Origin of the sequence: Vreelandella sp. F11 (genome assembly GCF_042466685.1) — a bacterium.
Taxonomy (GTDB): Bacteria; Pseudomonadota; Gammaproteobacteria; order Pseudomonadales; family Halomonadaceae; genus Vreelandella.
This window is the reverse complement of sequence record NZ_CP170448.1, coordinates 2,626,779-2,650,423: the sequence shown is the minus strand read 5'-3', so window position 1 is coordinate 2,650,423 and position 23,645 is coordinate 2,626,779. Positions and strand designations below refer to the sequence as shown.

At 54.2% G+C, this 23,645-nt stretch carries 24 protein-coding genes; 16 read left to right on the top strand and 8 right to left on the bottom strand.

Going from position 1 to position 23,645, the window contains the following annotated elements:
• Positions 1–6: 6 nt before the first annotated feature.
• The 7 genes from trpA to ACFIOZ_RS12075 all read left to right on the top strand — a co-directional run bounded on the left by trpA (position 7) and on the right by ACFIOZ_RS12075 (position 7,343).
• Positions 7–810, top strand: a complete 804-nt coding sequence (gene trpA / locus ACFIOZ_RS12105) for a tryptophan synthase subunit alpha (protein ID WP_386077924.1) — start codon at positions 7–9, stop codon at positions 808–810.
• Between the two features lie 94 nt (positions 811–904).
• The gene (gene accD / locus ACFIOZ_RS12100; RefSeq protein WP_386077922.1) at positions 905–1,924 is read left to right on the top strand and encodes an acetyl-CoA carboxylase, carboxyltransferase subunit beta; all 1,020 of its coding nucleotides are present in this window, start codon (positions 905–907) and stop codon (positions 1,922–1,924) included.
• Entirely contained in the window at positions 1,902–3,257 is a 1,356-nt protein-coding gene (gene folC, locus ACFIOZ_RS12095) for a bifunctional tetrahydrofolate synthase/dihydrofolate synthase (protein ID WP_386077920.1), read from the top strand. The genes accD and folC overlap by 23 nt, the downstream gene beginning before the upstream one ends.
• A complete protein-coding gene (locus ACFIOZ_RS12090; RefSeq protein WP_386077918.1) occupies positions 3,244–3,954 on the top strand; it encodes an SPOR domain-containing protein in 711 nt (236 codons plus the stop codon). The genes folC and ACFIOZ_RS12090 overlap by 14 nt, the downstream gene beginning before the upstream one ends.
• 3 nt (positions 3,955–3,957) lie before the next feature.
• Complete coding sequence (locus tag ACFIOZ_RS12085) at positions 3,958–4,533, top strand: CvpA family protein (protein ID WP_386077915.1); 576 nt, start codon at positions 3,958–3,960, stop codon at positions 4,531–4,533.
• Between the two features lie 80 nt (positions 4,534–4,613).
• Positions 4,614–6,134: an amidophosphoribosyltransferase gene (purF, locus tag ACFIOZ_RS12080; RefSeq protein ID WP_386077912.1), complete on the top strand. Its 1,521-nt coding sequence runs from the start codon at positions 4,614–4,616 to the stop codon at positions 6,132–6,134.
• Between the two features lie 12 nt (positions 6,135–6,146).
• Complete coding sequence (locus ACFIOZ_RS12075) at positions 6,147–7,343, top strand: O-succinylhomoserine sulfhydrylase (protein ID WP_386077910.1); 1,197 nt, start codon at positions 6,147–6,149, stop codon at positions 7,341–7,343.
• 117 nt (positions 7,344–7,460) lie between these two features.
• On the opposite strand, the gene ACFIOZ_RS12070 is transcribed toward ACFIOZ_RS12075, so the two are convergent.
• A complete protein-coding gene (locus ACFIOZ_RS12070) occupies positions 7,461–7,739 on the bottom strand; it encodes a hypothetical protein (RefSeq protein ID WP_386077907.1) in 279 nt (92 codons plus the stop codon).
• Positions 7,740–8,127: 388 nt separating this feature from the next.
• Between ACFIOZ_RS12070 and ACFIOZ_RS12065 the strand changes: the two genes are divergently transcribed.
• The 3 genes from ACFIOZ_RS12065 to ACFIOZ_RS12055 all read left to right on the top strand — a co-directional run bounded on the left by ACFIOZ_RS12065 (position 8,128) and on the right by ACFIOZ_RS12055 (position 10,786).
• Positions 8,128–8,691: a cytochrome b gene (locus ACFIOZ_RS12065; RefSeq protein ID WP_386077904.1), complete on the top strand. Its 564-nt coding sequence runs from the start codon at positions 8,128–8,130 to the stop codon at positions 8,689–8,691.
• 82 nt (positions 8,692–8,773) lie between these two features.
• Complete coding sequence (locus ACFIOZ_RS12060; protein WP_386077902.1) at positions 8,774–9,358, top strand: YceI family protein; 585 nt, start codon at positions 8,774–8,776, stop codon at positions 9,356–9,358.
• 87 nt (positions 9,359–9,445) lie between these two features.
• Complete coding sequence (locus tag ACFIOZ_RS12055; RefSeq protein ID WP_386084066.1) at positions 9,446–10,786, top strand: MATE family efflux transporter; 1,341 nt, start codon at positions 9,446–9,448, stop codon at positions 10,784–10,786.
• On the opposite strand, the gene ACFIOZ_RS12050 is transcribed toward ACFIOZ_RS12055, so the two are convergent.
• The 4 genes from ACFIOZ_RS12050 to ACFIOZ_RS12035 all read right to left on the bottom strand — a co-directional run bounded on the left by ACFIOZ_RS12050 (position 10,783) and on the right by ACFIOZ_RS12035 (position 14,899).
• Entirely contained in the window at positions 10,783–12,267 is a 1,485-nt protein-coding gene (locus ACFIOZ_RS12050) for an NCS2 family permease (RefSeq protein ID WP_386077899.1), read from the bottom strand. The two genes, ACFIOZ_RS12055 and ACFIOZ_RS12050, sit on opposite strands and share 4 nt — an antisense overlap.
• 169 nt (positions 12,268–12,436) lie before the next feature.
• Positions 12,437–13,627 carry an aromatic amino acid transaminase gene (locus ACFIOZ_RS12045; protein WP_386077897.1) on the bottom strand — a complete coding sequence of 397 codons (1,191 nt, stop codon included), beginning with the start codon at positions 13,625–13,627 and terminating at the stop codon, positions 12,437–12,439.
• Entirely contained in the window at positions 13,628–13,966 is a 339-nt protein-coding gene (locus ACFIOZ_RS12040) for a 4a-hydroxytetrahydrobiopterin dehydratase (RefSeq protein ID WP_386077895.1), read from the bottom strand.
• A 30-nt stretch (positions 13,967–13,996) separates the two neighbouring features.
• Positions 13,997–14,899: a GGDEF domain-containing protein gene (locus tag ACFIOZ_RS12035; protein WP_386077892.1), complete on the bottom strand. Its 903-nt coding sequence runs from the start codon at positions 14,897–14,899 to the stop codon at positions 13,997–13,999.
• Between the two features lie 245 nt (positions 14,900–15,144).
• Here ACFIOZ_RS12035 and cobA point away from each other — a divergent pair, with 245 nt between their 5' ends.
• The 4 genes from cobA to dcd all read left to right on the top strand — a co-directional run bounded on the left by cobA (position 15,145) and on the right by dcd (position 18,913).
• Positions 15,145–15,966, top strand: a complete 822-nt coding sequence (cobA, locus tag ACFIOZ_RS12030; protein WP_386077889.1) for a uroporphyrinogen-III C-methyltransferase — start codon at positions 15,145–15,147, stop codon at positions 15,964–15,966.
• A 188-nt stretch (positions 15,967–16,154) separates the two neighbouring features.
• Positions 16,155–17,360 (top strand): kinesin, encoded by a 1,206-nt coding sequence (locus ACFIOZ_RS12025; protein ID WP_386077887.1) that lies wholly within the window; start codon positions 16,155–16,157, stop codon positions 17,358–17,360.
• A 174-nt stretch (positions 17,361–17,534) separates the two neighbouring features.
• The gene (apbC, locus tag ACFIOZ_RS12020; protein ID WP_386077884.1) at positions 17,535–18,335 is read left to right on the top strand and encodes an iron-sulfur cluster carrier protein ApbC; all 801 of its coding nucleotides are present in this window, start codon (positions 17,535–17,537) and stop codon (positions 18,333–18,335) included.
• An 11-nt stretch (positions 18,336–18,346) separates the two neighbouring features.
• The gene (gene dcd / locus ACFIOZ_RS12015) at positions 18,347–18,913 is read left to right on the top strand and encodes a dCTP deaminase (RefSeq protein ID WP_035579668.1); all 567 of its coding nucleotides are present in this window, start codon (positions 18,347–18,349) and stop codon (positions 18,911–18,913) included.
• An 86-nt stretch (positions 18,914–18,999) separates the two neighbouring features.
• Here the strand turns inward: dcd and purN are convergent, their stop codons facing one another.
• Together purN and purM are read right to left on the bottom strand one after the other, a co-directional pair.
• Positions 19,000–19,767: a phosphoribosylglycinamide formyltransferase gene (gene purN, locus ACFIOZ_RS12010; protein ID WP_386077880.1), complete on the bottom strand. Its 768-nt coding sequence runs from the start codon at positions 19,765–19,767 to the stop codon at positions 19,000–19,002.
• A complete protein-coding gene (gene purM / locus ACFIOZ_RS12005) occupies positions 19,764–20,831 on the bottom strand; it encodes a phosphoribosylformylglycinamidine cyclo-ligase (RefSeq protein WP_386077877.1) in 1,068 nt (355 codons plus the stop codon). The genes purN and purM overlap by 4 nt, the downstream gene beginning before the upstream one ends.
• A 244-nt stretch (positions 20,832–21,075) precedes the next feature.
• On the opposite strand from purM, the gene ACFIOZ_RS12000 reads away from it, so the two are divergent.
• Both ACFIOZ_RS12000 and hda read left to right on the top strand, forming a co-directional pair.
• On the top strand, positions 21,076–22,206 hold the full coding sequence (locus ACFIOZ_RS12000) for an AI-2E family transporter (protein WP_386077875.1): 1,131 nt from the start codon (positions 21,076–21,078) through the stop codon (positions 22,204–22,206).
• Positions 22,203–22,910 carry a DnaA regulatory inactivator Hda gene (gene hda, locus ACFIOZ_RS11995; protein WP_386077872.1) on the top strand — a complete coding sequence of 236 codons (708 nt, stop codon included), beginning with the start codon at positions 22,203–22,205 and terminating at the stop codon, positions 22,908–22,910. Before ACFIOZ_RS12000 ends, hda begins: the two co-directional genes overlap by 4 nt.
• Positions 22,911–23,011: 101 nt before the next feature.
• Here the strand turns inward: hda and ACFIOZ_RS11990 are convergent, their stop codons facing one another.
• Positions 23,012–23,386: a phasin family protein gene (locus ACFIOZ_RS11990; RefSeq protein WP_386077870.1), complete on the bottom strand. Its 375-nt coding sequence runs from the start codon at positions 23,384–23,386 to the stop codon at positions 23,012–23,014.
• Positions 23,387–23,645 lie beyond the last annotated feature (259 nt).

The window sequence follows — 23,645 nt, the reverse complement described above, 5'->3', positions numbered from 1 at the left end:
GCGAGCATGAACCGTATTGATCAGCGTTTCAGTGAACTTAAGCAGCAGGGTCGCAAGGCCCTGATCCCTTACATCACCGCAGGGGATCCAGCGCCGCAGTACACCGTGGGCTTTATGCATGCACTGGTGGAAGCGGGGGCCGATGTGATTGAACTAGGTGTGCCGTTTTCCGACCCCATGGCTGATGGCCCGGTAATTCAAAAAGCCTGTGAGCGTGCTTTGAAGCAGGGAACACGCCTAGTTGACCTTATGCAAATGGTCAAAGAGTTCCGCCAAACCGATACTACAACGCCGGTGGTGCTCATGGGGTATTTGAATCCCATTGAGCGGATTGGCTACGAAAATTTTGCCGATCAAGCGGCCAGCGTGGGCGTTGACGGTGTGCTGATCGTGGATATGCCGCCTGAAGAGGCCGAAGAGATCGGGCCTCTGCTGAAATCGCGCAATTTAGCCGCGATTTTTCTCGTTGCGCCTACCACTTCACATCAGCGTGCCGCTACAATATGCGCCCATGGTGAAGGCTACCTCTACTACGTTTCGCTGAAAGGCGTGACCGGTGCTGCCACTCTGAACGCAGCCGATGTGGCCGAGCACTTGGCACCGCTGCGGGGAATGACCGATTTACCGCTATGTGTTGGTTTCGGCATCCGTGACGGGGTAACAGCCGCCGAAGTCGCTAAAGTCGCCGATGGCGTGATTGTAGGTAGCGCCTTGGTTAACCGCATCGCCGAAAGCGTCGATGCGCCGGAAACCATAGCGGGCCAGTTGAAAACTGTATTAGCAGAGATGCGTACGGCGATGGATGCCTAAGGCAACATGCTTTATCGCCTATACTGAATAGATTCACGACACTCATCAAGCCTGGTTTTGCCGGGCGTTGACGTATAACGGAAGCCTTTTTGATATGAGCTGGTTAGACAAGATCGTACCCTCTATGGGTCGTATCCAGCGTAAAGACCGTCGCGCTAGCGTGCCCGACGGCCTCTGGCGTAAATGTCCCAAGTGCGAAGCGGTTCTCTACCTTCCTGAGCTAGAGAAACATAACAGCGTATGCCCCAAGTGCGATCATCACCTGCGCTTGACGGCACGCAAACGCTTGGACTGGTTCTTGGATAAAGCAGGACGCGAGGAGATTGCGGCCGAAATCGAGCCCAATGATCGGTTGAAGTTCCGCGACTCCAAAAAATACAAAGACCGTCTAACCGCGGCGCAGAAAGACACCGGCGAGAAAGATGCGCTGGTCGCAATGCGCGGTGAGTTGGACGGTTTGCCGGTAGTCGCCGTTGCCTTTGAGTTCACCTTTATGGGTGGTTCAATGGGGGCCGTGGTCGGCGAGAAATTTGTTCGTGCTGCTACCCTGGCGCTGGAACAGAATATCCCGCTGGTGTGCTTTGCTGCCTCCGGTGGCGCGCGGATGCAGGAAGCACTCTTCTCGTTGATGCAGATGGCTAAGACCTCAGCTGCGCTTGAAAAACTCAAGCAAGCCGGTGTGCCGTATATTTCGGTACTAACGGATCCCGTTTTTGGCGGTGTTTCGGCCTCACTGGCCATGCTGGGTGACTTGAATATTGCTGAACCCAATGCGTTGATTGGTTTTGCAGGCCCCAGGGTTATCGAGCAAACGGTGCGTGAAACCTTGCCTGAAGGGTTCCAGCGCAGCGAGTTTCTGCTAGAACACGGTACCGTCGATATGATCGTGCACCGCCATGAGATGCGCGCTCGCGTGGGTAGCGTGCTGCGTAAATTAACGCATCACGAAGCGACACCGGTGAGTTCGACTAATCCTGATGATGTTGACGTTGTTGAGCCTATCGTTGAGGAAGAGGCCTTAGCGGCAACCGCTGACGTAACGTTTGAGAAGGTCGAAGCGTCTAATAAGGATACCACTGCCGCTAAGAGTGATGACCATTCACGCAATGCCTGACTCTCGACAGACGTCTTTGCCGCTCTACTCTTTGCAGCAGTGGCTCCAGCATTTGGAAACGCTGCATCCGGTAGGGATTGATATGGGCCTGGAGCGGGTTTCGCAAGTGGCCGAGCGGATGGGGCTTTTCTCAAGCCCCATCGCTTCTCGTGTTATCACGGTAGCAGGAACCAATGGCAAGGGTTCAACCCTTGCCATGATCGATAGCGTTGCCCGTGCCCACGATTGGCGGGTGGGTACCTACACTTCCCCCCATTTATTACGCTACAACGAGCGCGTAAAAATCGCTGGACAGGAAGCCGACGATCAACTGCTGGTACAAGGTTTTGAGCAGGTCGAGCGTGCGCGGTTGCAGGGTGGCGAAATCAGCCTGACCTATTTTGAAGCGGGTACACTTTGCGGCCTGTGGTGCCTGGCGAGTGCGGAACTTGATCTAGCGGTGCTTGAGGTAGGGCTCGGAGGCCGCCTTGATGCGGTCAATATCATTGATGCGGATGTGGCTATCGTCACCACTATCGCTCAGGATCACGCTAACTTTTTAGGCACCGATTTAGCCCAGATTGGGCGTGAAAAAGCCGGTATTTTTCGGGCCAAGCGACCCGCGGTATTAGGCAGTCAGGCACTACCTTCCAGTGTCGCTGAATGCGCCCAATTGCTAGCGGCGCCTACGTTTAGTTTGGGCCAGCAATTTAGCCATCAGGCGAAGTCTGCTGAGCCTAACCAATGGCGCTGGCAGGGCCAGGATGCGGATGGTCTAAGCGTTGTTCTTGACGAGCTCCCGGATCCTGGACTGCCCATCGACAACGCTGCCACCGCCTTACAGTCACTAGTGCTCGCCGGGCTTATGTTAGAGGAGTCGCGAGTGCAAGCAGCGCTGGGTTCGGTGCAGTTGGCCGGGCGGTTACAGTGGATTGGGCCATGGTGTCTGGATGTGGGGCATAATCCCCACGCGGCTGAGTATGTCGTTCGCCATTTGCCGCCACCGCCAGCAGGAGGACGTCAGTGGGGGCTTATCGGTATGTTGAATGATAAGGATATCGACGGTGTCATACAGTCGTTAGCGTCTCGCATTAGTGATTGGGTGTGCGTGTCGCTGAGCGGAGAGCGAGGTTGCCAGGCAAGCGAGTTGTCGCAACGTATAATCGCTCAGGGAGGGCGGGTGCATTTTAGCGCCGATTCGCCGCAAGCAGGCGTCGATTGGCTGGCAAAGGTGTTAACGCCTAATGATCGTATCTTGGCTACCGGGTCGTTCTTTACAGTAGCGGCACTGCTAGCTCGGCCACTGCCAACAGGCGCTGCGTCGCTTGATGGAGACGGAAATGAAATACGGTAAAACGGAACGCATTAGCGGTATTGTGATTCTGCTCGCGCTATTGGCGATCTTTGTGCCGTGGCTAATGAGTGACCCTGCACCTAGAGAAGAGCGTCCCCAACCGAGCTTTGTGATCGAACAGCCGGTTGAAGTGGAGCGTCGTGACGTTCCTGCACCGGAAAGACCTTCAACCATTGGTGAACCGTCGCTATCGTCGACGCCCAGCGAAGTGGGGGAGGATGGCGATATGCCTATTGACGCCGACCCGCGGCTGCCGGAGACCGATCAAATTACGGCTTCTAATCAAGCGGGATCCAGCGGATCCGATGAGGCACCGGCTACGCCCAATAGCGATCCTATTGCTGACCTGATTGCCACCAATAGCGACAGCGTCCAAACCAGTGCTGAAAGTGCGTCACAAAGCAGCGCTTCCCAAAACTCATCACAAGGCGCCTCTTCTAGCGCATCCAGCCCTTCCGTCAGTGCTCAGGGAGAGTGGGCGGTACAAGTCGGCAGCTTTGGTGAGCCCGCTAATGCGCAGCGCTTAAGCGAACAGCTATCAGGTGAAGGTTTTACGGTTTATCAGCGCGAGCGCGATAACAATATGACCACCGTCTTTGTAGGTCCGTATGCCACTTCTGAGGATGGGGAGGCCGCCATGTCCTCGATTAAACAGCGAGCCAATGTGCAGGGCCTGCTTGTACGGGTAAGAGATTAAACCATGGCGTTAACATGGATTGATGCGATTTTCCTGGCTGTGCTGGCGCTGTCGATGCTGGCCGGGTTCGTCAGGGGGTTTGTTCGCGAAGCGTTGGGGTTGGCCGCCTGGGTGGTGGCCTTAATGGTTGCACGAGTGCTCGCCGAGCCAGTAGCCGAGCTAATGAGCGGATTCATCGACAGCTTTGACGCCCGCCTAGTGCTCGCTTTTATACTGGTGATCTTTGCTGTGATCTTGCTTTGCGGCATCGTGATCCGCTTGGTGCATGCGGCGATTGAGTGGGTGGGGATGGGGCTATTGAACCGCGTAGCCGGGGCCGCTTTTGGCGTTGCCCGCGGGGCGGTTATCTTGTTAATTGCCACCGTGCTGATTACCCTCACGCCGCTGGCAGACTTACAGGCCTGGCAACAGGCCGAGCTGCGGCCCACCTTTATTCAACTGCGCGATTGGGCGGTGAGTCAGTTAGATCAATGGGATCGTGAGCTGCCTGAGACGCCATCGTCGCTGCGCGATATTTCTCTGCCTGAACTGCGCATGCCCGGTTCGGCGGAGCGAGAAGTTATCCCGACAGGTGATTGACCTGTTAGTGAAGTTGATTCTATGAACGTTCGGGCTTGCTTAGAGATAGGCAAGCCATGGCATTAAGCGAGGTAACGTGAATGTGCGGTATAGTGGGCCTTCTGGGCAAGCAGGCGGTAAATCAGGGAATCTACGATGCCCTGACCGTACTTCAGCATCGTGGCCAGGACGCTGCCGGCATGATGACATGGAGCGAGGGACGCTTCCTACTGCGCAAGAGTAACGGCTTGGTCCGTGATGTATTTCATACCCGCCATATGGCCCGCCTTAAAGGCAACTTAGGTATTGGTCACGTGCGTTACCCAACGGCAGGCTCTTCCAGTGAAGCCGAGTCGCAGCCGTTCTATGTTAACTCTCCTTATGGTATTGCCCTGGCGCATAATGGCAACCTGACCAACTCCGAGCAGTTGAAGCAGGAGTTGTTCTCAACTGACCTTCGCCATATCAATACCAGTTCCGACTCTGAAGTACTGCTCAATGTCTTTGCTCACGAGCTGGGCAAGCAGGGGTTACACCTGGAAGCAGAAGATATCTTCGACGCCGTACGTCGCGTTCACCGTCGCTGTAAGGGTGGTTATGCGGCCGTGGCGATCATTAATGGCTTCGGTATGGTGGCGTTCCGTGACCCCTTCGGCATTCGTCCGGTGGTGTTTGGTACTCGCGAAGAGGAGAACGGGCAGGCGGTCATGATCGCCTCTGAATCCGTTGCCTTGGATGTGGGCGGTTTCGAGCTTGAGCGCGATCTATCGCCGGGGGAAGCTATTTTTGTCGATATTGAGGGCAATATCCACACCCAAGTATGTGCTGATCGCCCTGAGCTGCGCTCGTGCATTTTTGAGCACGTTTACCTGGCGCGCCCTGATTCCCTGCTTGACGGGGCCTATGTATACGGCACCCGGATGCAGATGGGGCGTAAACTAGGCGACCGCATTCTCAACGAGTGGCCGGATCACGATATCGACGTGGTGATTCCGATCCCTGATACGTCACGTACCTCGGCCCTTGAAATGGCGCAGCACCTTGGGGTGACCTACCGCGAAGGCTTCATGAAGAACCGCTATATTGGCCGCACCTTTATTATGCCGGGGCAAACCCAGCGTAAAAAATCGGTACGCCAGAAACTCAACGCCATCGACGTTGAGTTTAAAGGTAAAAACGTGCTGCTAGTGGACGACTCTATTGTACGCGGCACCACCTGTAAGCAGATTATTCAAATGGCCCGTGATGCAGGTGCACGCAAGGTCTATTTTGCCTCGGCGGCGCCCCCGGTTCGCTTCCCGAATGTGTATGGCATTGATATGCCTGCGGCGACTGAACTGATTGCTCATGGCCGTAGCGAAGAGGAAGTGGGTGATCTAATCGGCGCCGACCGTATCTTCTATCAAAATCTGGACGATCTAAAAGCGGCCTGCCGCGAAGTGAATCCCGAGATGGAAGAGTTTGATTGCTCGGTGTTTGACGGCAACTACGTGACCGGCGATATCGACGACGCCTACCTGGCCGCCTTGGAAGCTAGCCGTAATGATTCTGCCAAGGATCAAAGCGCCGGTGACCATGCCCTGGTCGATATGCACAATCAGGACGACGACCTGGACGATTAGGAGAGCAGCCATATGCATGATGACAATCCCCAGGATGAGTGGTCACTTGAGACGCTGGCGATCCGTGCAGGCCATCAGCGCACCTTTGAACAGGAGCACTCGGAGCCTATATTTCCGACCTCAAGCTTTGTTTACGCAAGCGCTGCCGAAGCGGCGCGTAAATTTGGTGGTCAGGAGCCGGGCAACGTTTACTCGCGCTTTACCAACCCGACGGTGCATACGTTTGAGCGCCGCTTAGCGGCCCTTGAGGGCGGCGAGCGCTGTGTCGCCACCAGTTCGGGTATGTCAGCGATTCTCTCTACCGCGCTGGCGTTGCTTTCCGCGGGGGACGAGATAGTGGCTTCCCGGTCGCTGTTTGGGTCTACGGTTAGCCTGTTCGATAAGTACTTAGGCAAGCTGGGTATTACCACGCGCTACGTGGAGCTTTCCAGTGTCTCAGCCTGGGAAGCGGCGATCGGCCCTAAAACGCGACTACTGTTTGCCGAAACGCCCTCAAATCCGCTTTCAGAAATTGCTGATATACCGGCCCTGGCTGCGCTGGCAAAGCGTCACAACGCGCTACTGGCGATAGATAACTGCTTTCTCACCCCGGCACTTCAGCAGCCCCTGGCGCTAGGCGCTGATTTGGTCATTCACTCGGCGACCAAGTATCTGGACGGCCAAGGCCGTGCAGTGGGTGGCGCTGTGGTTGGTAGCCATGCGCTGCTTGAAGAGGTGTTCGGCGTGGTGCGCACCTGCGGGCCTTGCCTAAGCCCCTTCAATGCGTGGATTTTTACCAAGGGTCTGGAAACCCTGGCGCTGCGTATGAATGCTCACTGTGACAACGCCTTGACCCTGGCGCGCTGGCTAGATGCCCATCCGGCGGTTAACCAAGTCTTCTATAGCGGTCTGGAAAATCACCCCCAGCACGACTTGGCCAAACAGCAGCAAAAGGGGTTTGGCGCCGTATTGGGTTTTGAAGCGAAGGGTGGTCAGGAGGGGGCGTGGCAGGTTATCGATGCGACCCGCATGCTCTCTATCACCGGCAACTTGGGGGATGTTAAAACCACCATTACTCATCCTGCGACAACCACCCATGGCCGTTTATCCGATACGCAGAAAGAAGCGGCGGGTATTGCACCAGGGCTGATTCGCGTGGCGGTAGGTCTCGAGAGCCAGCAGGATATTCAACGCGACCTTGCCCGAGGCCTGGACATTCTGGCTGGCTAGTTGATAGTGAGCAGCCCGGCCCGGTAACGAAAAACCCACCTCTGATGAAGGTGGGTTTTTCGCATTTTTAACACCTAAAGGATCATATGCTGCACAAGCAAAGAACCATTATGTGTTTTATGAAGCGTTGCGGTGGGGCAAGTCTGACAGCGCAATCTCGTCTTCATTACTGGCTGAGTGATCGATATCCGAGCTTGGTGCCGCAACGCTGTTTTTCTCTGCACCGCCGTTGACCAAAGGCAAATCAGCCGGCGTCATATACAAAGAGTTAGTGCTGTGGTTCGCTGAAGAGCTAGAGTGAACAATCTGGTTAAGTTCGCCAGATCCCTGTTCAGCTAGAACGGCAGTAGAAGTTAATGTCATGGCAATAGCGGTGATAAGGGTGATTTTTTTCATGATTGGCGCTCTCTAATGGAAAATTTGTGTGCAGCTTTTGAGATCGTTGCACAATGTCTCTTAGGACATGCGCTAATATTAAGCGCGCAAATAAAATGATAAAATTGATTAAATTTGCTTTTTTTGTTCGATTTTATAGAATGAATGTGTTGGTCGTCTTTTTAGAAAGGCGTCGCGTAAAAATCATTAGCTGCTTATTCAATGGTTTTTACGAATGAAATATTCTGCTTTTTTCAGAGGTTTTCAGTAGCCTATAGCGGTAAGGTTCTAGGCGTGGATGAATAGCGTAATCCAGAATCTAGTAAGCGAGCTGGCGAAGCCGAAGCAGTAATAGACAAGCAGCAGTCATAGATAAGAAGTAGTCATAGCTAAAATGAGGAATAGCACAATGTTGCGGAACAGTCGCAGCGGATGGGGATTGATCAGTATCCTATTCCACTGGCTAAGCGCGCTGACCATTATCGGCCTGTTTGCGTTGGGCTGGTGGATGACCGATCTGGGCTATTACGACCCTTGGTATAATCAGGGGCCTTGGGTGCACCGCTCCATTGGAATCCTGCTGCTGTTTGCCACCCTGGCGCGCTTGGTGTGGCGCTTTATCCAGCCGACACCCCGTGCAGAGGGTAGCCGTTTAGAAACTATTGCCGCTCATCTCGGTCATATTGCTCTTTATGTGCTTGTATTAGGTGTCATGGTGAGCGGCTACTTGATCTCTACCGCCGATGGCCGTGGTATCAGTGTATTTGGTTGGTTTGAAGTGCCCGCGCTCTTATATGACCTGCCTAATCAGGCAAGTGTGGCGGGTGATATCCATTGGTACAGCGCTTTGGCGCTAATGATTCTGGCCGGTGGACATGCGCTTGCAGCGCTCAAGCATCACTGGCTAGACAAGCACGCAACGCTGATGCGTATGCTTAATCCAGCTTACAGCATGCATAATGATCCAAAGTAGTAATGTCGATTCGTTTTGACCGCTGTGAAGGTGGTATCCGCCTGTCACGGTGTTTATTAAGTAACCCAAGGAGTTGTTGATTATGTTAAAGAAGACTGCATTTGCCTCTGCGATTGCCGCCGCAGCGCTGGTACCTTTGAGCCAAGCCCAGGCAGCTGATTACCAAATTGACACCGAAGGCCAGCACGCCTTTATTCAATTCAAAATTTCTCACCTGGGCTTCTCTTACATTCTGGGTAGCTTCGAAGAGTTCGAGGGCCAGTTTGCTTACGATCCAGAAGATTTGGATGCTTCTTCTGCCGAAATCGAAGTGCAGGTTAATAGCCTGACCAGCAACCATGCTGAGCGCGATCGTCACATCTTAAGCGATGACTTCCTCAATGCTAGCGAGTTTCCGACGGCTACCTTTACATCAACCGGCTTTGAGTCCACCGGCGACAGTGAAGGTGTGCTGACGGGGGATTTAACCCTGCACGGCGAAACCCAGGAAATTGAAATGCCGGTGACGCTGATGGGTGAGGGCGATGACCCTTGGGGCAACTACCGCGCTGGCTTTGAGGGTAGCACCACGCTGACCCTGGGTGATTATGGTATCGACATGAGCGATTTCCCTGAATCCATGCATGAGCTTGAGCTATACGTGACGTTTGAAGGTATTCGTCAGTAAAGCGTCGGTTTAATTAAACGCCACCACCCTGCGAGGGGTGGTGGCGTTTTTTGTGTTTAAGGTGAAAACAGGAGAGTTGATTTGGCAATGGTGATGCAGCAACGGGAGTTGGCAATAACCCTATGGCGTCAAACCTGGCCTATGGCCATCGGGGTGTTGGCACTATTGGGTTTTCAACTTGTTGATAGCGCCTTTATTGCCCGTTTAGGAACTGCTCAGCTCGCCGCTCAGTCGTTCACCTTTCCGCTCTCCTTCCTGATTATCGGTATTCAGGTAGGCATGGGTATTGCCATTGCCGCGCTGATTTCCCGGGCGCTAGGTGCAGGAGAAGGCGAGCGGGCGAGGCGCTTAAGCAGTTTGGTGTTAATGGCTGGCGGTGGAGTAATCGGTCTATTGGCGATCGCTCTGTGGCTATTCCATGTGCCCATTTTTCGTCTGCTGGGTGCCGATGCGGCCACGCTCTCATATATCTATATCTACTGGGGGCCGCAGCTGTTATCCGCGTGGCTGGGGGCGCTGCTCTATTTCAGTTATAGCGTCTTTCGTGCCCATGGGGATACCCGGTTGCCGGGCAAGATGATGGTGCTGAGTAGCTTTGTTAACCTTGCGCTCGATCCTCTGCTGATTTTTGGGGTCGGCGATTGGCAGGGCTGGGGGTTGCCCGGCGCTGCCTGGGCAACCGTCATTGCCTTTACAGTGGGGCTGATGGTGACGACGCGTAAACTGTTCAAACGCCAGTGGGCATCACGGCAGGGGCTGTGGCTAGAGGCAAAGCACTCCTGGCGCCCATTTACAGGCATTGCCGCCCCAGCGATGGTCAGCCAATTAATGCCGCCCTTGGCAGCGATGCTGGCTATCTCAGTGGTGGCTGCGCTGGGTGAAAGTGAAGTGGCGGCTTGGGGCTTGGCGAGCCGTTTGGAAACGCTTTCGCTGATGGCCATTCTGGCCATGACCATGTCGCTACCGCCGTGGTTAGGTCGCTGCTATGGTGCCGGTGATTGGGCGCAGATTCAGCAGCTTATGCGCTTGGCGATAAAAGTGGCACTGGTTTGGCAGCTCAGTCTCGGCGTACTGCTGGCCCTGGGAGCCCCCTGGTTGGCCAAGGCCTTAGCGGGTAATCCTGAGGTGCAGAGTGAGTTGACGCTGCTCATCCGCTTTCTGCTGCCCAGCTACGCAGCGCTGGGCGTCTGTATGATCGTGGTTTCGGCGGGGAACGCCCTAGGTTGGCCGCTGCGAGCGATGCTGTTATCCAGCGCACGGCTGTTTATTTGCTATTTGCCCTGTTTGTGGCTGGGCTCGCAGTTGTTCGGCTGGTGGGGGCTTGCGGCAGGCGCCGCTGTGGGTAACCTGCTGGCAGGCTTGATGGCATGGCAAGTCCTGCGGCGTATTCTCTCCCGCCCGCATCGGCAGGCGGGATTCGTCAATTAACGCCGGTGCCCAGCTTCCTGAAAAGAGAAGTAGATAAATAGCAACGCCATACCCAGGTAGCCCATCACGAACTCAGGGGCGGCATTGAGTGATAGTTTCGGTGCGTGCATTAGGCCAAAAAACGAAAAGCCCGCCGCAATCGCCGCAAAGGCGGCGGCGCGTTTAAACTGATGATCAATTACCGAGACAGTCATCGCGCCGAGCAGTATAGCCATGAACATGGCGCCTTGGCCCATCACCACAATGGCGCTGGAAATGTCGGTGACTACCTCGCCCGCCCCGCGGTTAAAGCGCGTCATTACGTAGTTGGCGAAGTAGGGCAGCATGGCCAGCGCTACGGCAGGGTAGTAGCGCGTGTCGTTGGCTTGAAACGCGGTGGCTATCATCGACATACCAACAAAGACCAAAATAGGCGCGACCACGGAAACGGGAATGATGGCGGCCAGGGCGGCGATTAAGCCAAACATGGTGGCCAGCGCATATACCGCACCGTTGAGCAGGCTGTAGCCTCGGCCTGCGCCCATCCACTTGGCCCCCACTGTCGCTATATAAACCGTGGTGGGAAAGACGCCGCCAAACAGTGCGCCAATCATGGTGCCTGCACCATCGACTGCCTGACACTCGCGTACATCGTACTTATCGCCCGCGGCTTCCATCGCCTCTACATTGTTCATGGTCTCAATGGCGTTATAGAGCGTGATTGGCAGCACCACGGTGAGTACCGCGAGCATACTGGTCAGCAGTAACCCCAGCCCTTCGAACCAAGCGAGATTGGGAAGCAGCGGATAAAAGCCCAGGTGGGTAAAGGCATCGCTAAAGCGTTCGGTGCCGGCATCGCCAATCAAATAAGCCATGGCGGTACCAATGATGATGGCAAAGAGTGAAGTGGGCAGTTTAAACGGCATACTCACTCGTGCGACCAGACCAACAATAATGATTGCTAACACCAGCAGGCCAATAACCGGCATTTCCAACGTTTTAAACAGCATTTCACCGGCGATAAAGGTCAGGGCGACCCCGGCAACGGCGCCCAGCATGGCGGCACGCGGCAGGTGATACTGCACCCAGCGGCCAATCGCGCTGATCGCGGCTTCAATGGCGCCGCTAATAAAGCAGGCAGCCACCGCTACTTTCCAGGCCATTTCTGCATCGCCGGTGAGCTGTTTGGCGGGGAGTAACACACCGAACAGAAATACGAACATCACCGGTGTTGAGATGCCGTATGAGAGCGCCGTCACATCGCTGCGATTCTCCTTGCGGGCTAGCCTTGCCGCGCTCCACGCATAGTAGAAGTTACCCACCATTACCGCTACCGCAGCACCTGGCAGCACTTGCCCATAGACAATGGAGGAGGGAAAGCCCATGCCCAGCATAGTGATGGCGATAATCACAAAGTTGGCAATGTTGTTTTGAAACAGGGCGAAGAACGCGTCAGTATCTTCTTTTTTATACCAGGGGTAGTGGGTGTTGGCAGCCGCCATGATAAGCCTCTTGATTATGGTGTGTTGTATACAAGGCAACGCTGAGTGTGCCGAAGTGTTGACTGATCGGTCAAGTGCCCGGTACGCAAAAACGCTCAGCACACAAAAACGCCCAGGAAGACCTGGGCGTTTGTAGTGCGGTAGTACCTGTTAAGTGCTCGGACGTTACCTAGTCGTTGACAGCGGCGATCGCTTTGGCCAGGTAGGGCAGGTTTTCATGGGAGAAGCCTGCTACGTTGGCGCGGCCTGAGCGCACCATGTAGATGCCAAACTCATCGCGTAGACGATCCACCTGCTCCGGCGTTAAGCCGGTGTAGGAGAACATGCCTCGCTGCTCTGCTACGCAGGCGTACTTTTCATCCAGCCCGTAGGGCTTAAGTGCTTCTACGAAGTCGCGACGCAGGGTGTTAATCCGGTCGCGCATTTCGGTGAGCTCTTCGCGCCATAGCGCAGTTAGCTCTGGGTCGTGGAGAATCTCGCTGACGATAGCGCCACCGTGAGCAGGCGGGTTGGAGTAGTTTTCCCGGGCAACGATCGCGACCTGTGAGCGAATGTTATCCATCTGCTCACTGTCTTTTGCCACCATGATTAAACAACCGGTACGCTCGCAATAAATACCGAAGTTCTTGGAGCAGGAGCTGGTGATGATCGCTTCGTCGAGGTTTTCTGCCAGCAGGCGAACGCCGTAAGCATCCTCATCCAGGCCTTCGCCAAAGCCCTGATAGGCAAAGTCGATCAACGGCAGTAGCTTGCGTTCACGGACAATTTCCAGCACTTCCTGCCATTGGGCGTGGGAAAGATCAAACCCGGTCGGGTTGTGGCAGCAGGCGTGGAGTACCACCACATCGCCTTCAGGGATGCTTTTTAGCGCTGCCCGCATACCGTCAAAGTCCAGACGGTTGTCGGGGTCTACATAGGGGTATTTGTGCAGTGCAATGCCCGCCGCGGTGAAAATTCCGTGGTGGTTGGGCCAGGTTGGGTCGCTGACCCAGATACCTTTGCCCGGCAGCTGTGTCGAGATGAAGTCAGCAGCCAAGCGCAGAGCGCCGGTACCGCCAGGCGACTGGGTAGCGCTGGCACGGTTGGCCTTGAGTACCGGTGACTCGGCGCCGAATACCATGGGAAGCACGACTTCACCATAGCTGGGGGCGCCGTGAGAACCGATATAGGTTTTCGTCGTTTCATTCTTGAGCAGGCGAGCTTCTGCTTCCTTAACGGCGCGCATTACCGGCGTATTGCCCTGGGTGTCGCGGTAAACACCAACACCTAGATCCACTTTTTGCGGATTGGTATCTTTTTTGAAAGCTTCGATCAGCCCGAGAATGGCGTCTCCTGGGACTCGCTCAATATGCTCAAACATTTATTCGGCTACCTCGTCGGTTCTGGCGGCAAGAATGAAATCATTAAGATGCAGGCCTTTTATAGCATGAGACCACCACGTGACGGTGGCTTTGCCCCACTCAGTCACAATAACGGGGTGATGGCCAGCCTGCTCGGCAATCTCGCCAACGCTCTGGGTAAACGCCATAGCGCTGGCAAAGTCACGGAATTTAAAACTTCGTGACAGCTTCATGATGCCATCGTGCTCGACAATCTGCCACTGGCTGAGGCTTTTTAGCCGCTCTTGGGCTTCATCTTTGCTTAGCGGTTGAGCATCTTTGCCACACGGTTCACAAATAGCGTTGGCTAGCGTGGTCATCGTTGGGCTCCTGCGCTTGGGGATTTCCCTTTAGCGTAGATGGCAAACGCAGTCGCGACCAACGTCTTTGGCGCTATACAGCGCTTGGTCGGCTCGCTCAATCAGGCTAGTTAGGGGTTCGCCGCAGCGATATTCGGCTACCCCAATACTTAACGTCACTTGGCCTGACCCCATGCCGAAGTCGCGCACACTGATGGCCTGGCGCAAGCGATCGGCAAGTGCATGGCATTGCTGCAGCGGCGTGAGCGGCAGCACGACCATGAACTCTTCTCCTCCCAGCCTAGCTACCATATCTTCACAGCGCAGTAGCGACTGGGTGTGCGTCGCTAACTGTTTAAGTACATCATCCCCATGCAGATGGCCCCATCGGTCATTAAGGCGCTTAAAATGATCGATATCGATCATCATGATAGAGAGCGGTGTGCCGTGACGGGTGCTAAGGGATGCAACATGGGTCAAGTGCATCATCAGTTTGCGCCGATTGGGCAGTTGCGTCAGGGGGTCGGTATCGCATAGTTTGCGAAGCCGCTGCTCTTCGCTGACTTGATCGCTAATGTCCATCATTATGCCGTTCCACTGCACGCCATCCGCGACGGGCGTTGGTTTGGCACTCACCGCGATCCAGTGAGGTTTGTCTTTTGGAAACGGTAACCGAAAGCGTGTGGCGAGAGGCAGCATCCAACGGGCCGAGCGCTCGATCGCGGACATTATCTTGGGGTGGTCGCTGCCGGTCAGTTGTTCAATTAACTGGCCAGCATTTTCAGCGAGTAGATCGCGGTCAATATGTTTGAGAGCCACGCCGCCACCCTCCAAATAGGGAAACCGCATGTGACCATTGCGCGCACGGTGAAACCGAAAGATAACGCCAGGTATGTGGGGTACAAGGTGGTCTGCACTGACTCGCTGAGGTGCATCTATATCATTCACGGGCATGCGTGAATCTCCAAACATATGCCAATTTAAATTCGATCGTGAAGATTAGCCCTAAATACGTAATCAGGATGTAAGCCATTACAGACAAAATGGCTATTATCTATATTTTTTTAGAATATATATGTTCTTTATTTATATATATTCGATTGTATTCTAAGCAACTGGCAAGGCGTTATTGGCATTTAGTGGTAAAATTAATTACTTTTTTGCATATCAAAAATCTTTTTTATTCCTGGGGTGGTTTCTTGGAAGCAGGACGAGAGCAAACGTCTCAGCCATACGGCTTGGTCAGTTTAGTGGGCGCAGGCCCTGGCGATCCGGAGTTGTTAACGCTAAAAGCGTATAAGCGCCTTCAGTCCGCTGAAGTGGTGCTTTATGACCGCTTGGTTAGCGATGAAATTGTCGCCTTTATACCCAGCGAGGCGCAGCGATTTTATGTGGGTAAAGCACGCTCGCTGCACAGCGTCCCCCAAGAGGGCATTAATCAAGCGCTTGTGAAGTGGGCTCACCAGGGTAAGCGCGTCGTGCGCTTGAAAGGCGGTGATCCGTTTATTTTTGGCCGCGGCGGAGAAGAGCTTGAGGCGTTGGTGGCGGCGCAAGTGAGCGTGGAAGTGATTCCAGGGGTGACCGCAGCCTCAGGCTGCGCCGCGTATGCAGGGATTCCCTTAACCCATCGCGATCACGCCCAGTCGGTGCGTTTTGTCACCGGGCATTTGCAGCAGGGTGAGTGTGAACTTGACTGGGATGCGCTAGCGCGGCCTGGGCAAACCTTGGTGTTTTATATGGGGCTGGGCAGCGTTAGGGTGATCAGCCAAGCGCTGATTGAGCACGGTTTGGCGCCCGAAACACCGCTGGCGCTTATCGAGCAGGGAACCACCCGCCAACAGCTTACCCACGTTGGTACGCTATTGGCGCTACCTGATGCTTTCTTGGCGGGTCATATTAAACCGCCTACGCTAATGATAGTGGGCAGCGTGGTATCCCTGCATACCACACTGGCTTGGTTTGATGCGCATAATGGAGAAGCTTCAGGCTTCCATGAGGGAAAGCATCCACCCTCAGGCTAAGCAGTGGGTATGTCTATTCGGGTGGTAACACTTCTGAAACATTTGTACACGATTTTGCAAACAGACTGGCTAGATGCAGAGAGCTGTGTATGCTAAAGGGAGAGATCATCCACGGTTAGCGCATTATTTACGTACTTGATTATCGTTAGCTTGGACAAACGTTAGCCTAGACCATAGAGGAACGCATAATGTCGGAAGCAAACCACTCTGATCACCAGCCGCCTACCAATAAGCCAGAGCCGGCTAAAAAGTCAGATATGAAAACCCTCTTTCAAGATAACCGGGTAAAAGCCATTGCCGGTATCGCTGCCATTGCGGTTATTTGGGCGATTATGGCCCAGTCTAATGCAGGCTCCCGCCAGGATCGCGTTGATAGTCTTGAAGAGCAGCTCGCCAGCGCTGAGCAAGAGAACAGCCAAATGAGCCAGCGTATTAACGAAATCGAGGAAGCTGAAAGCAATTTAGCTGCCCTTCAGGAGGAGATGGCATCCCTGGAAGCACAGCAGCAAGAAGCGAGTTCGTCGCTTGAAAGTGCTCAAGGTAACGTCAGTGATGTGGAGTCCCGTTTAGAAGAGCTTGAGTCTGAGCGAGCTGCGCTGGAAGAAGAAGTTGCCACGCTTAATGACCAAGTAGAGAGCGCTGAGAGCGAAATGACCGCGTTGCGCGAAGAGCGTGACGAAATAACCAGTACTCGGGATGAGGCTGAGAGTGCCCTCCAGCAGGTAGAGGAGGCGCGTTCCAGCGCTGAAGAAGCCCGCCAGGAGGCTGAGGCTGCCCGTCAGGAAGCTGAGCAGCAGCGTCAAGAAGCGGTTGAAGAGCTGGGTGCCACTCAAGAAGAGTTATCTTCGCTTGAAGAACAGATTAGCCAGGCCAACGAACAGCTAACCGGCTTGGAAGAAGAAATCTCGGCTGCTCAAAGCGAGCTTGATGAGCTAAAAAATGAGCGTGACTCCCTCACTAGCGAGCGTGATGAGCTGCAAAATGATGTTGATTCGCTAACGGCGCTACGCGAAGAGGAAGAGCAGAGTCTGAGTCAGGTGCGCGGTGAGCTGGATGACGTAATGGTCGCTCTGGATATGGGGCGCGAAGAAGTGGCCAGCGTCGAGAGTGATATCGAGCAGCGTGAAAATCAACTGGAGCGTTTGGAGAGTCAGTTAAGCGAATGGCGCGATGAACTGTCGACTCTCGATAGCCGTTTGGCCGATGCGGAACAGTCCGCAAGTGAGGCTACCTCATCCTCACAGGGCAGTTCTTCACAGAATGGCGGTTCTGAAAACTCTTTAACAACAGAGGAGAGTTCGTCAGATCAAGACGCTTCAAATGAGAGCTCTTCAAATGAGAGCGCCAATGACAGCGATGGTGGCAGTGAAGAGTCTCAGCAAAACGCTGGATAATAAGGGGCTAGAAAGTAGGGTAGTTATGCACCTTTCGCGCCAGTAACCTAAGGGCGGATGTCGGAGAACCGGCATCCGCCCTCTTGTTGTAGGTTTATGATTGGGACTGTGAAGCGTATCATTCACTCAACGTTAATTTCAGACAGTAAAAGCCTAAACGAGGAGTGCCATTGAATGGATGGGGTTAAGCATATTATTGCAGTGGCATCGGGTAAGGGGGGCGTGGGAAAATCCACCGTCACCGTGAACCTGGCATTAGCGCTATCAGCACAGGGCTATCGAGTAGGCGTCCTGGATGCGGATATCTACGGGCCCAGTCAGGCACAGATGCTTGGCGTTAAAGAGGGCACGCGCCCCCAGGCGGCCAGCAATGACCGATTTCTGCCGCTCCAGGCCCATGGCATTCAGGCCATGTCGATGGCGTTTATGGTCAATACCCGTGAGCCGATGGTGTGGCGCGGGCCAATGGTGGTGGGCGCCTTCCAGCAGATGTTGACGCAAACCCAGTGGGATAACCTCGATTTTCTGCTGATCGATATGCCGCCGGGTACCGGTGATATTCAGCTGACCCTAGCCCAGAAAGTACCGGTTGCTGGCGCGGTGATTGTGACCACTCCCCAGGACATTGCGCTGTTAGATGCCCGTAAAGGAATCGAAATGTTCCGCAAGGTTAATGTGCCGGTGCTTGGCGTGGTGGAGAATATGAGCCTCTACCAGTGCGAAAAATGCGGTCATGAGGCGGCGATTTTTGGCACCGGCGGTGGCGACAGCATTGCCGAGGAGTATGATACCCAAGTGCTTGGGCGGCTGCCGCTGACGCTCTCCATCCGAGAGTTAACGGATTCGGGACGCCCAAGCGTAGTGTCTGAACCTGAAGGCTCGGTGAGCCAAACCTTTGCGGCTATTGCCCAAAAAGTCGCTGAGGCGGTGAGTGCGAACCAAGGCGACGGCCCAACTATTTCCTTTAGTGAGTGATAACGAAATAAATGAGTATCAAATCTGATAATTGGATTCGTCGCATGGCCAAAAGCGACGCGATGATCGAGCCGTTTGAAGCCGAGCAAGTGCGCTACGTGAATGACCAGCGGGTGATCTCCTACGGTACGTCTAGCTATGGCTATGACGTGCGCTGCTCAGATGAATTCAAAGTCTTTACCAATATTCACTCAGCGATAGTTGACCCCAAGGCGTTCGACGCAAAAAGCTTTGTCGATATTAAAGGCGACGTCTGCATTATTCCGCCCAACTCGTTCGCGCTGGCGCGTACGGTGGAGTACTTCCGTATCCCCCGTAACGTGCTCACGATTTGCCTAGGGAAATCGACCTACGCGCGCTGTGGCATTATTGTTAATGTGACGCCGCTGGAGCCCGAATGGGAAGGCCACGTTACCCTGGAGTTCTCTAACACCACCAATCTGCCAGCGAAAATCTATGCCCATGAGGGCGTTGCTCAGATGCTGTTCTTAGAGTCCGATGAAGTGTGCGAAACGTCGTATAAAGACCGCGGCGGCAAGTATATGGGCCAGCGCGGTGTTACTTTGCCGCGTACCTAGTCATACGAAAGTGCATTGCTACAAAAAAAGCGCTTTACGGGAACCCCGTAAAGCGCTTTTTTAATGCTTACCGTGACGATCTTATTCTAGCCCTGTGGCTCTTCGTCGACTTCTTCATCAAGGTCTTCATCAAGCTCCTCCGCTGCGTCGGCGTGGGAGAGCCGCATCCCTTGTTCCGGCAGCAGATGGCCATCCATCTTGGCGCCTTCGGCGCTGAACTGCAGCCGACCTTCCAAAAACCACTGCACCGCGATCGGGTAGATCAGATGTTCCCGGGCGCGAACCTTCTCTTGCAGCGTTTCCGCAGTGTCGTCACTGGTCACCAGCAGTTCCGCTTGCAGTACCACCGGGCCACCGTCCAGCTCTTCGGTAACGAAGTGAACGCTACAACCATGGCTGGCAACCCCATCTGTCAGCGCACGGGCGTGAGTGTTGAGCCCTTGATACGCCGGCAGCAGTGAAGGGTGGATATTCAGCATCCGGCCGAGGAAGCGCTGCACAAAACGAGGCGTCAAAATGCGCATAAAGCCTGCTAGTACAATCAGATCCGGCTCGTGGCGCTCAATGACTTTGATCAAGGCGCCATCGTAAGCTTCACGGCTATCGTACTCACGATGGGGTAACGCAACCGCTTCTATGCCCGCTTCATGGGCGCGCTTCAAACCATAAGCGTCAGCAATATTGGAGATGACCGCGACAATCTCACCACCGCCTAGACGGTCGTGGGACTGAGCATCAATCAGCGCCTGCAGATTGCTGCCACTGCCTGAGATAAGTACCACAATGCGGCGCGCACCGAGGGGTTCCGGCGTGACGTCTTTAATGGTATCGCTCTGGTAGTCCGTATTGGTCATGCCGAGAGGTTCTCCAGAATAACGGCGTCCCCTTGGCGTGCAACGATCTGGCCCAGACGATAAACGGACTCGCCCTCGGCTTCCAGATGAGCCAACGCCTGCTCTGCCTGATGTTGCGGCACTACAACGACCATGCCAATACCGCAATTGAGCACGCGGTGCATTTCTGTTTCATTCACGTTGCCGTTGGCCTGAAGCCAATCAAACACCGCGGGGCGCTGCCAGCTGGCAATATCGATATGCGCAGCGAGGTTATCGGGCAGCACGCGGGGAATGTTTTCTAACAAGCCGCCGCCGGTGATGTGCGATAATGCGTGCACGGCAATATCGCTACCGCGCATTAAGGAGAGCAGCGATTTAACATAGATGCGCGTAGGTGCCATCAGTGCGTCGCCGAGAGTTTTACCGTCGATGTCGGTCTCTAGCGAAGCGTCGCTAACCTCAAGGATTTTACGAATCAATGAGTAGCCGTTGGAGTGTGGCCCGGAAGAAGCAAGCCCCAAGATCACATCGCCTTCCGCTACCTTACTGCCATCTAAAATGTCCGCTTTCTCGACCACGCCTACGCAAAAACCCGCTAAATCGTAGTCGCTGCCTTCGTACATGCCCGGCATTTCGGCGGTTTCGCCGCCGACCAGGGCGCAACCAGCCAGTTCGCAACCAGCGCCAATGCCGGTGACAACGTCAGCAGCAATATCCACATCGAGCTTACCCGTGGCATAGTAGTCTAGGAATAACAGCGGTTCGGCGCCGGCCACGATGAGATCGTTGACACACATAGCGACCAAATCAATGCCAATGGTGTCGTGCTTGCCAAGATCCATCGCCAGGCGCAGTTTGGTGCCGACGCCATCGGTGCCGGAGACGAGCACCGGCTGCCGATAGCCTGCGGGGATCTCGCATAGCGCGCCAAAGCCGCCCAGCCCGCCCATGACTTCTGGGCGCGTAGTGCGCTTGGCAACGTGTTTAATGCGGTCAACTAAGGCGTTACCGGCATCAATATCGACGCCTGCGTCCTTGTAGCTGAGGGAAGGAGTAGCCGAAGAAGAGGAAGTCTCGGTCATGACAGATCCTGTGAAGCAAATAGCGGTGCTGGTAGTGCTGGCGACATGGCCAGTGCTAGACGATAACTGGAGCGGATTGTAACACTCAGCGGCGCAGGCCGCACCGCTGTCGCACATGATGAAAAGCTTACGAGCGACTTTTGCTTATATGCGGCATAGTAGTGGTAAGTAAAATAGTAGTGGCAAGTAAAATAGTGACGATAAGTGAGAAGGGTTGGTTTAAATCCACGTTTGAGAGGGAACTATGCGGAATTCTTGGTGGGGTGTCCTATTTTTGGTGGTAATAGGCGGCTTAATATTTTTGTTAGACGCGGTGCTGATGCCTTTTATTGCCGGAATGATTCTCGCTTACTTAGCTGATCCGCTGGCTAACCGTTTCCAGCGCTGGGGCATGAATCGGCCATTCGCGGTGAGCAGTGTGTTTTTAGTACTGCTGGTCGTTCTGGTAGCGAGTCTGTTGATATTAATACCGCTGCTTGTACAACAGCTTAAACAGCTGGGCGAAGCTATTCCGGGTATCTTCAATTGGGTAGAAAATACGCTCGCACCCCAGGTGCAGGAGTGGACGGGTTATGACTTAACCGCAGAATTAATCAATGCGCGTGAGACGCTGGTCGAGAACTGGCGCGATGCTGGTGGCTACCTAGCCCAGGCGCTAGGCCAGATTGGTCGTTCGGGTATGGCGTTTGCTTCATGGATCACTTATGTAGCGCTAATCCCCGTGGTGACCTTCTATTTACTCTTAGACTGGAACCGTCTGCTGACCAATATTGCCAATCTCGTGCCACGCCAATGGGCTGATGATACTTTCCGGTTGGCGCGTCGCTGCGATGAAGTGTTGTCATCGTTTCTACGTGGCCAACTGCTGGTCATGCTCTGCTTAGGGATTATTTATGCGGTGGGCTTAACGCTGATGGGGCTTAATTTTGGCCTTTTGATCGGCTTTGTTTCAGGACTGGTGAGTATCGTTCCATTCCTGGGCTTTATTGTCGGCTTGGTAATTGCTCTTGTTGTGGCTCTGTTCCAGTACGCCACCTGGTGGGCAGTGCTAGGCGTCATTGTGGTGTTCAGTATTGGTCAAATGGCCGAGAGCGTGGTTCTACAGCCTAAACTGTTGGGGGATAAGATTGGTCTGCATCCGGTGGCGGTTATCTTCGCCGTGCTGGCGGGTGGCAATCTGTTTGGCTTAACAGGGGTATTGTTGGCACTGCCCGTTGCTGCGGTGATTCTAGTGCTGCTAAAAGAAGTAAAAGTTCGTTATCAGCATAGCGAGTTATACGACGAAAAAAATACCGACAACCATACGCCAATCATTGAGGTCAGTTCTGCACACCACGATGAGCTGGGCCATCATGATGGACGGGAGTCACCATGAGCCGAGCACCGGCACAGCTTCCCTTGGGCATTGGTCTGCGTGATGATGCGACCTTTGATAACTACTATGTGGCGCGTACAAATACGCCGCTGGTAGAGCACCTTACACAGCAGCTTAGCGCTGAGGGTGAGCAGTTTCTCTATCTGTGGGGTGCGCCAGGGGTAGGGCGTAGTCATCTGCTTCAGGCGGCGTGTCATGCGGCGTCTGATGCAGATAAGCGAGCGCTTTACTTGCCGCTGTATGATTTGGGTCACTTTCCGCCGTTAATGCTGGAAGACATCGAACGTCTGGATCTCGTCGCCATTGATGACCTGGAGTGCGTGATTGGCCGTAAGCGCTGGGAAGAGGCGCTGTTTCACGCTTTTAACCGGCTAAGAGATGCGGGTAAGAAATTGGTGATTGCAGCCAGTGCCTCCCCGCGACAGCTCAACGTGGTGCTGCCGGACTTGGCTTCCCGCCTGACCTGGGGGGTAACGTTTCATGTTCACCCCTTAGAAGATGATGACGATCGTTTAGCAGCGTTAAAGCTGCGCGCCAGCGTAAGAGGGATGCAACTACCTGATGACGTTGGGCGCTATATTTTGCATCGCGGCCCCCGGGAGCTAGGCGAGCTATGCCGTGCGGTGGAAACCCTGGATAAGGCATCGTTATCAGCCAAGCGTAAGCTAACGATCCCCTTTGTGAAATCTGCTCTCGGTTGGTAAAGCGTGTGTTAAAGAGATGCAAACTAGAACGCCCCTGCTGGCGAGAGCCAACAGGGGCGTTCTATACGAACTGCTTGCCCACTTACTGATTCAGTAAGCGATTAAGCGGTTTTACTCATCTTGCTAGCAGCGGTTTGCGCCTGCTTAACGTTGTCTTCGGTAATTTTCTGGCTTTTCTGGATAAAGTCCTGCTGCAGAGAGACGACTTTATCGGTATCGCCCTTAACACGCTCAGCCAGCTCTTTAGCCACTTTTTGCTGACCTTCCATATAGCTGCGCAGGCCTTCTGCATCTTTCACGTCCATCATTTGACGCATTTGCGCAATGCCGGTATCAACATAGGCTTTGCTGGCATCCATCTGAGCGTTGATCATTTTTTCGCTGTAATCGATGCTCAGTGCCATATATGCGCGTACTGGCGCCATAAACATGTTGTCAAACTGCTGAGTCATTTCGTTAGTATTTAAAGTACGCATCGTCATACCCTCCTGGGTTTACTCTTGCACAAGCAGCTATCCAGAGGTTGGCGCTGCTGATTGAATGAGTAGCTTTTTAAGCTATCTTGCGTTGCAGCATAGCAACTGTTTTTGTGCAGTGCAACATTTGGTTTTTGGCATTTACTCTCCGCGTGGCAGGCAGATGTTTACCCGCATGAGCTAAACAGCTAGCTTGAAGGTAGAGAGTGTGGCTTTAGCCAGCGAACGATAGACCCGTTATGTGCTCAGATAGGCATCA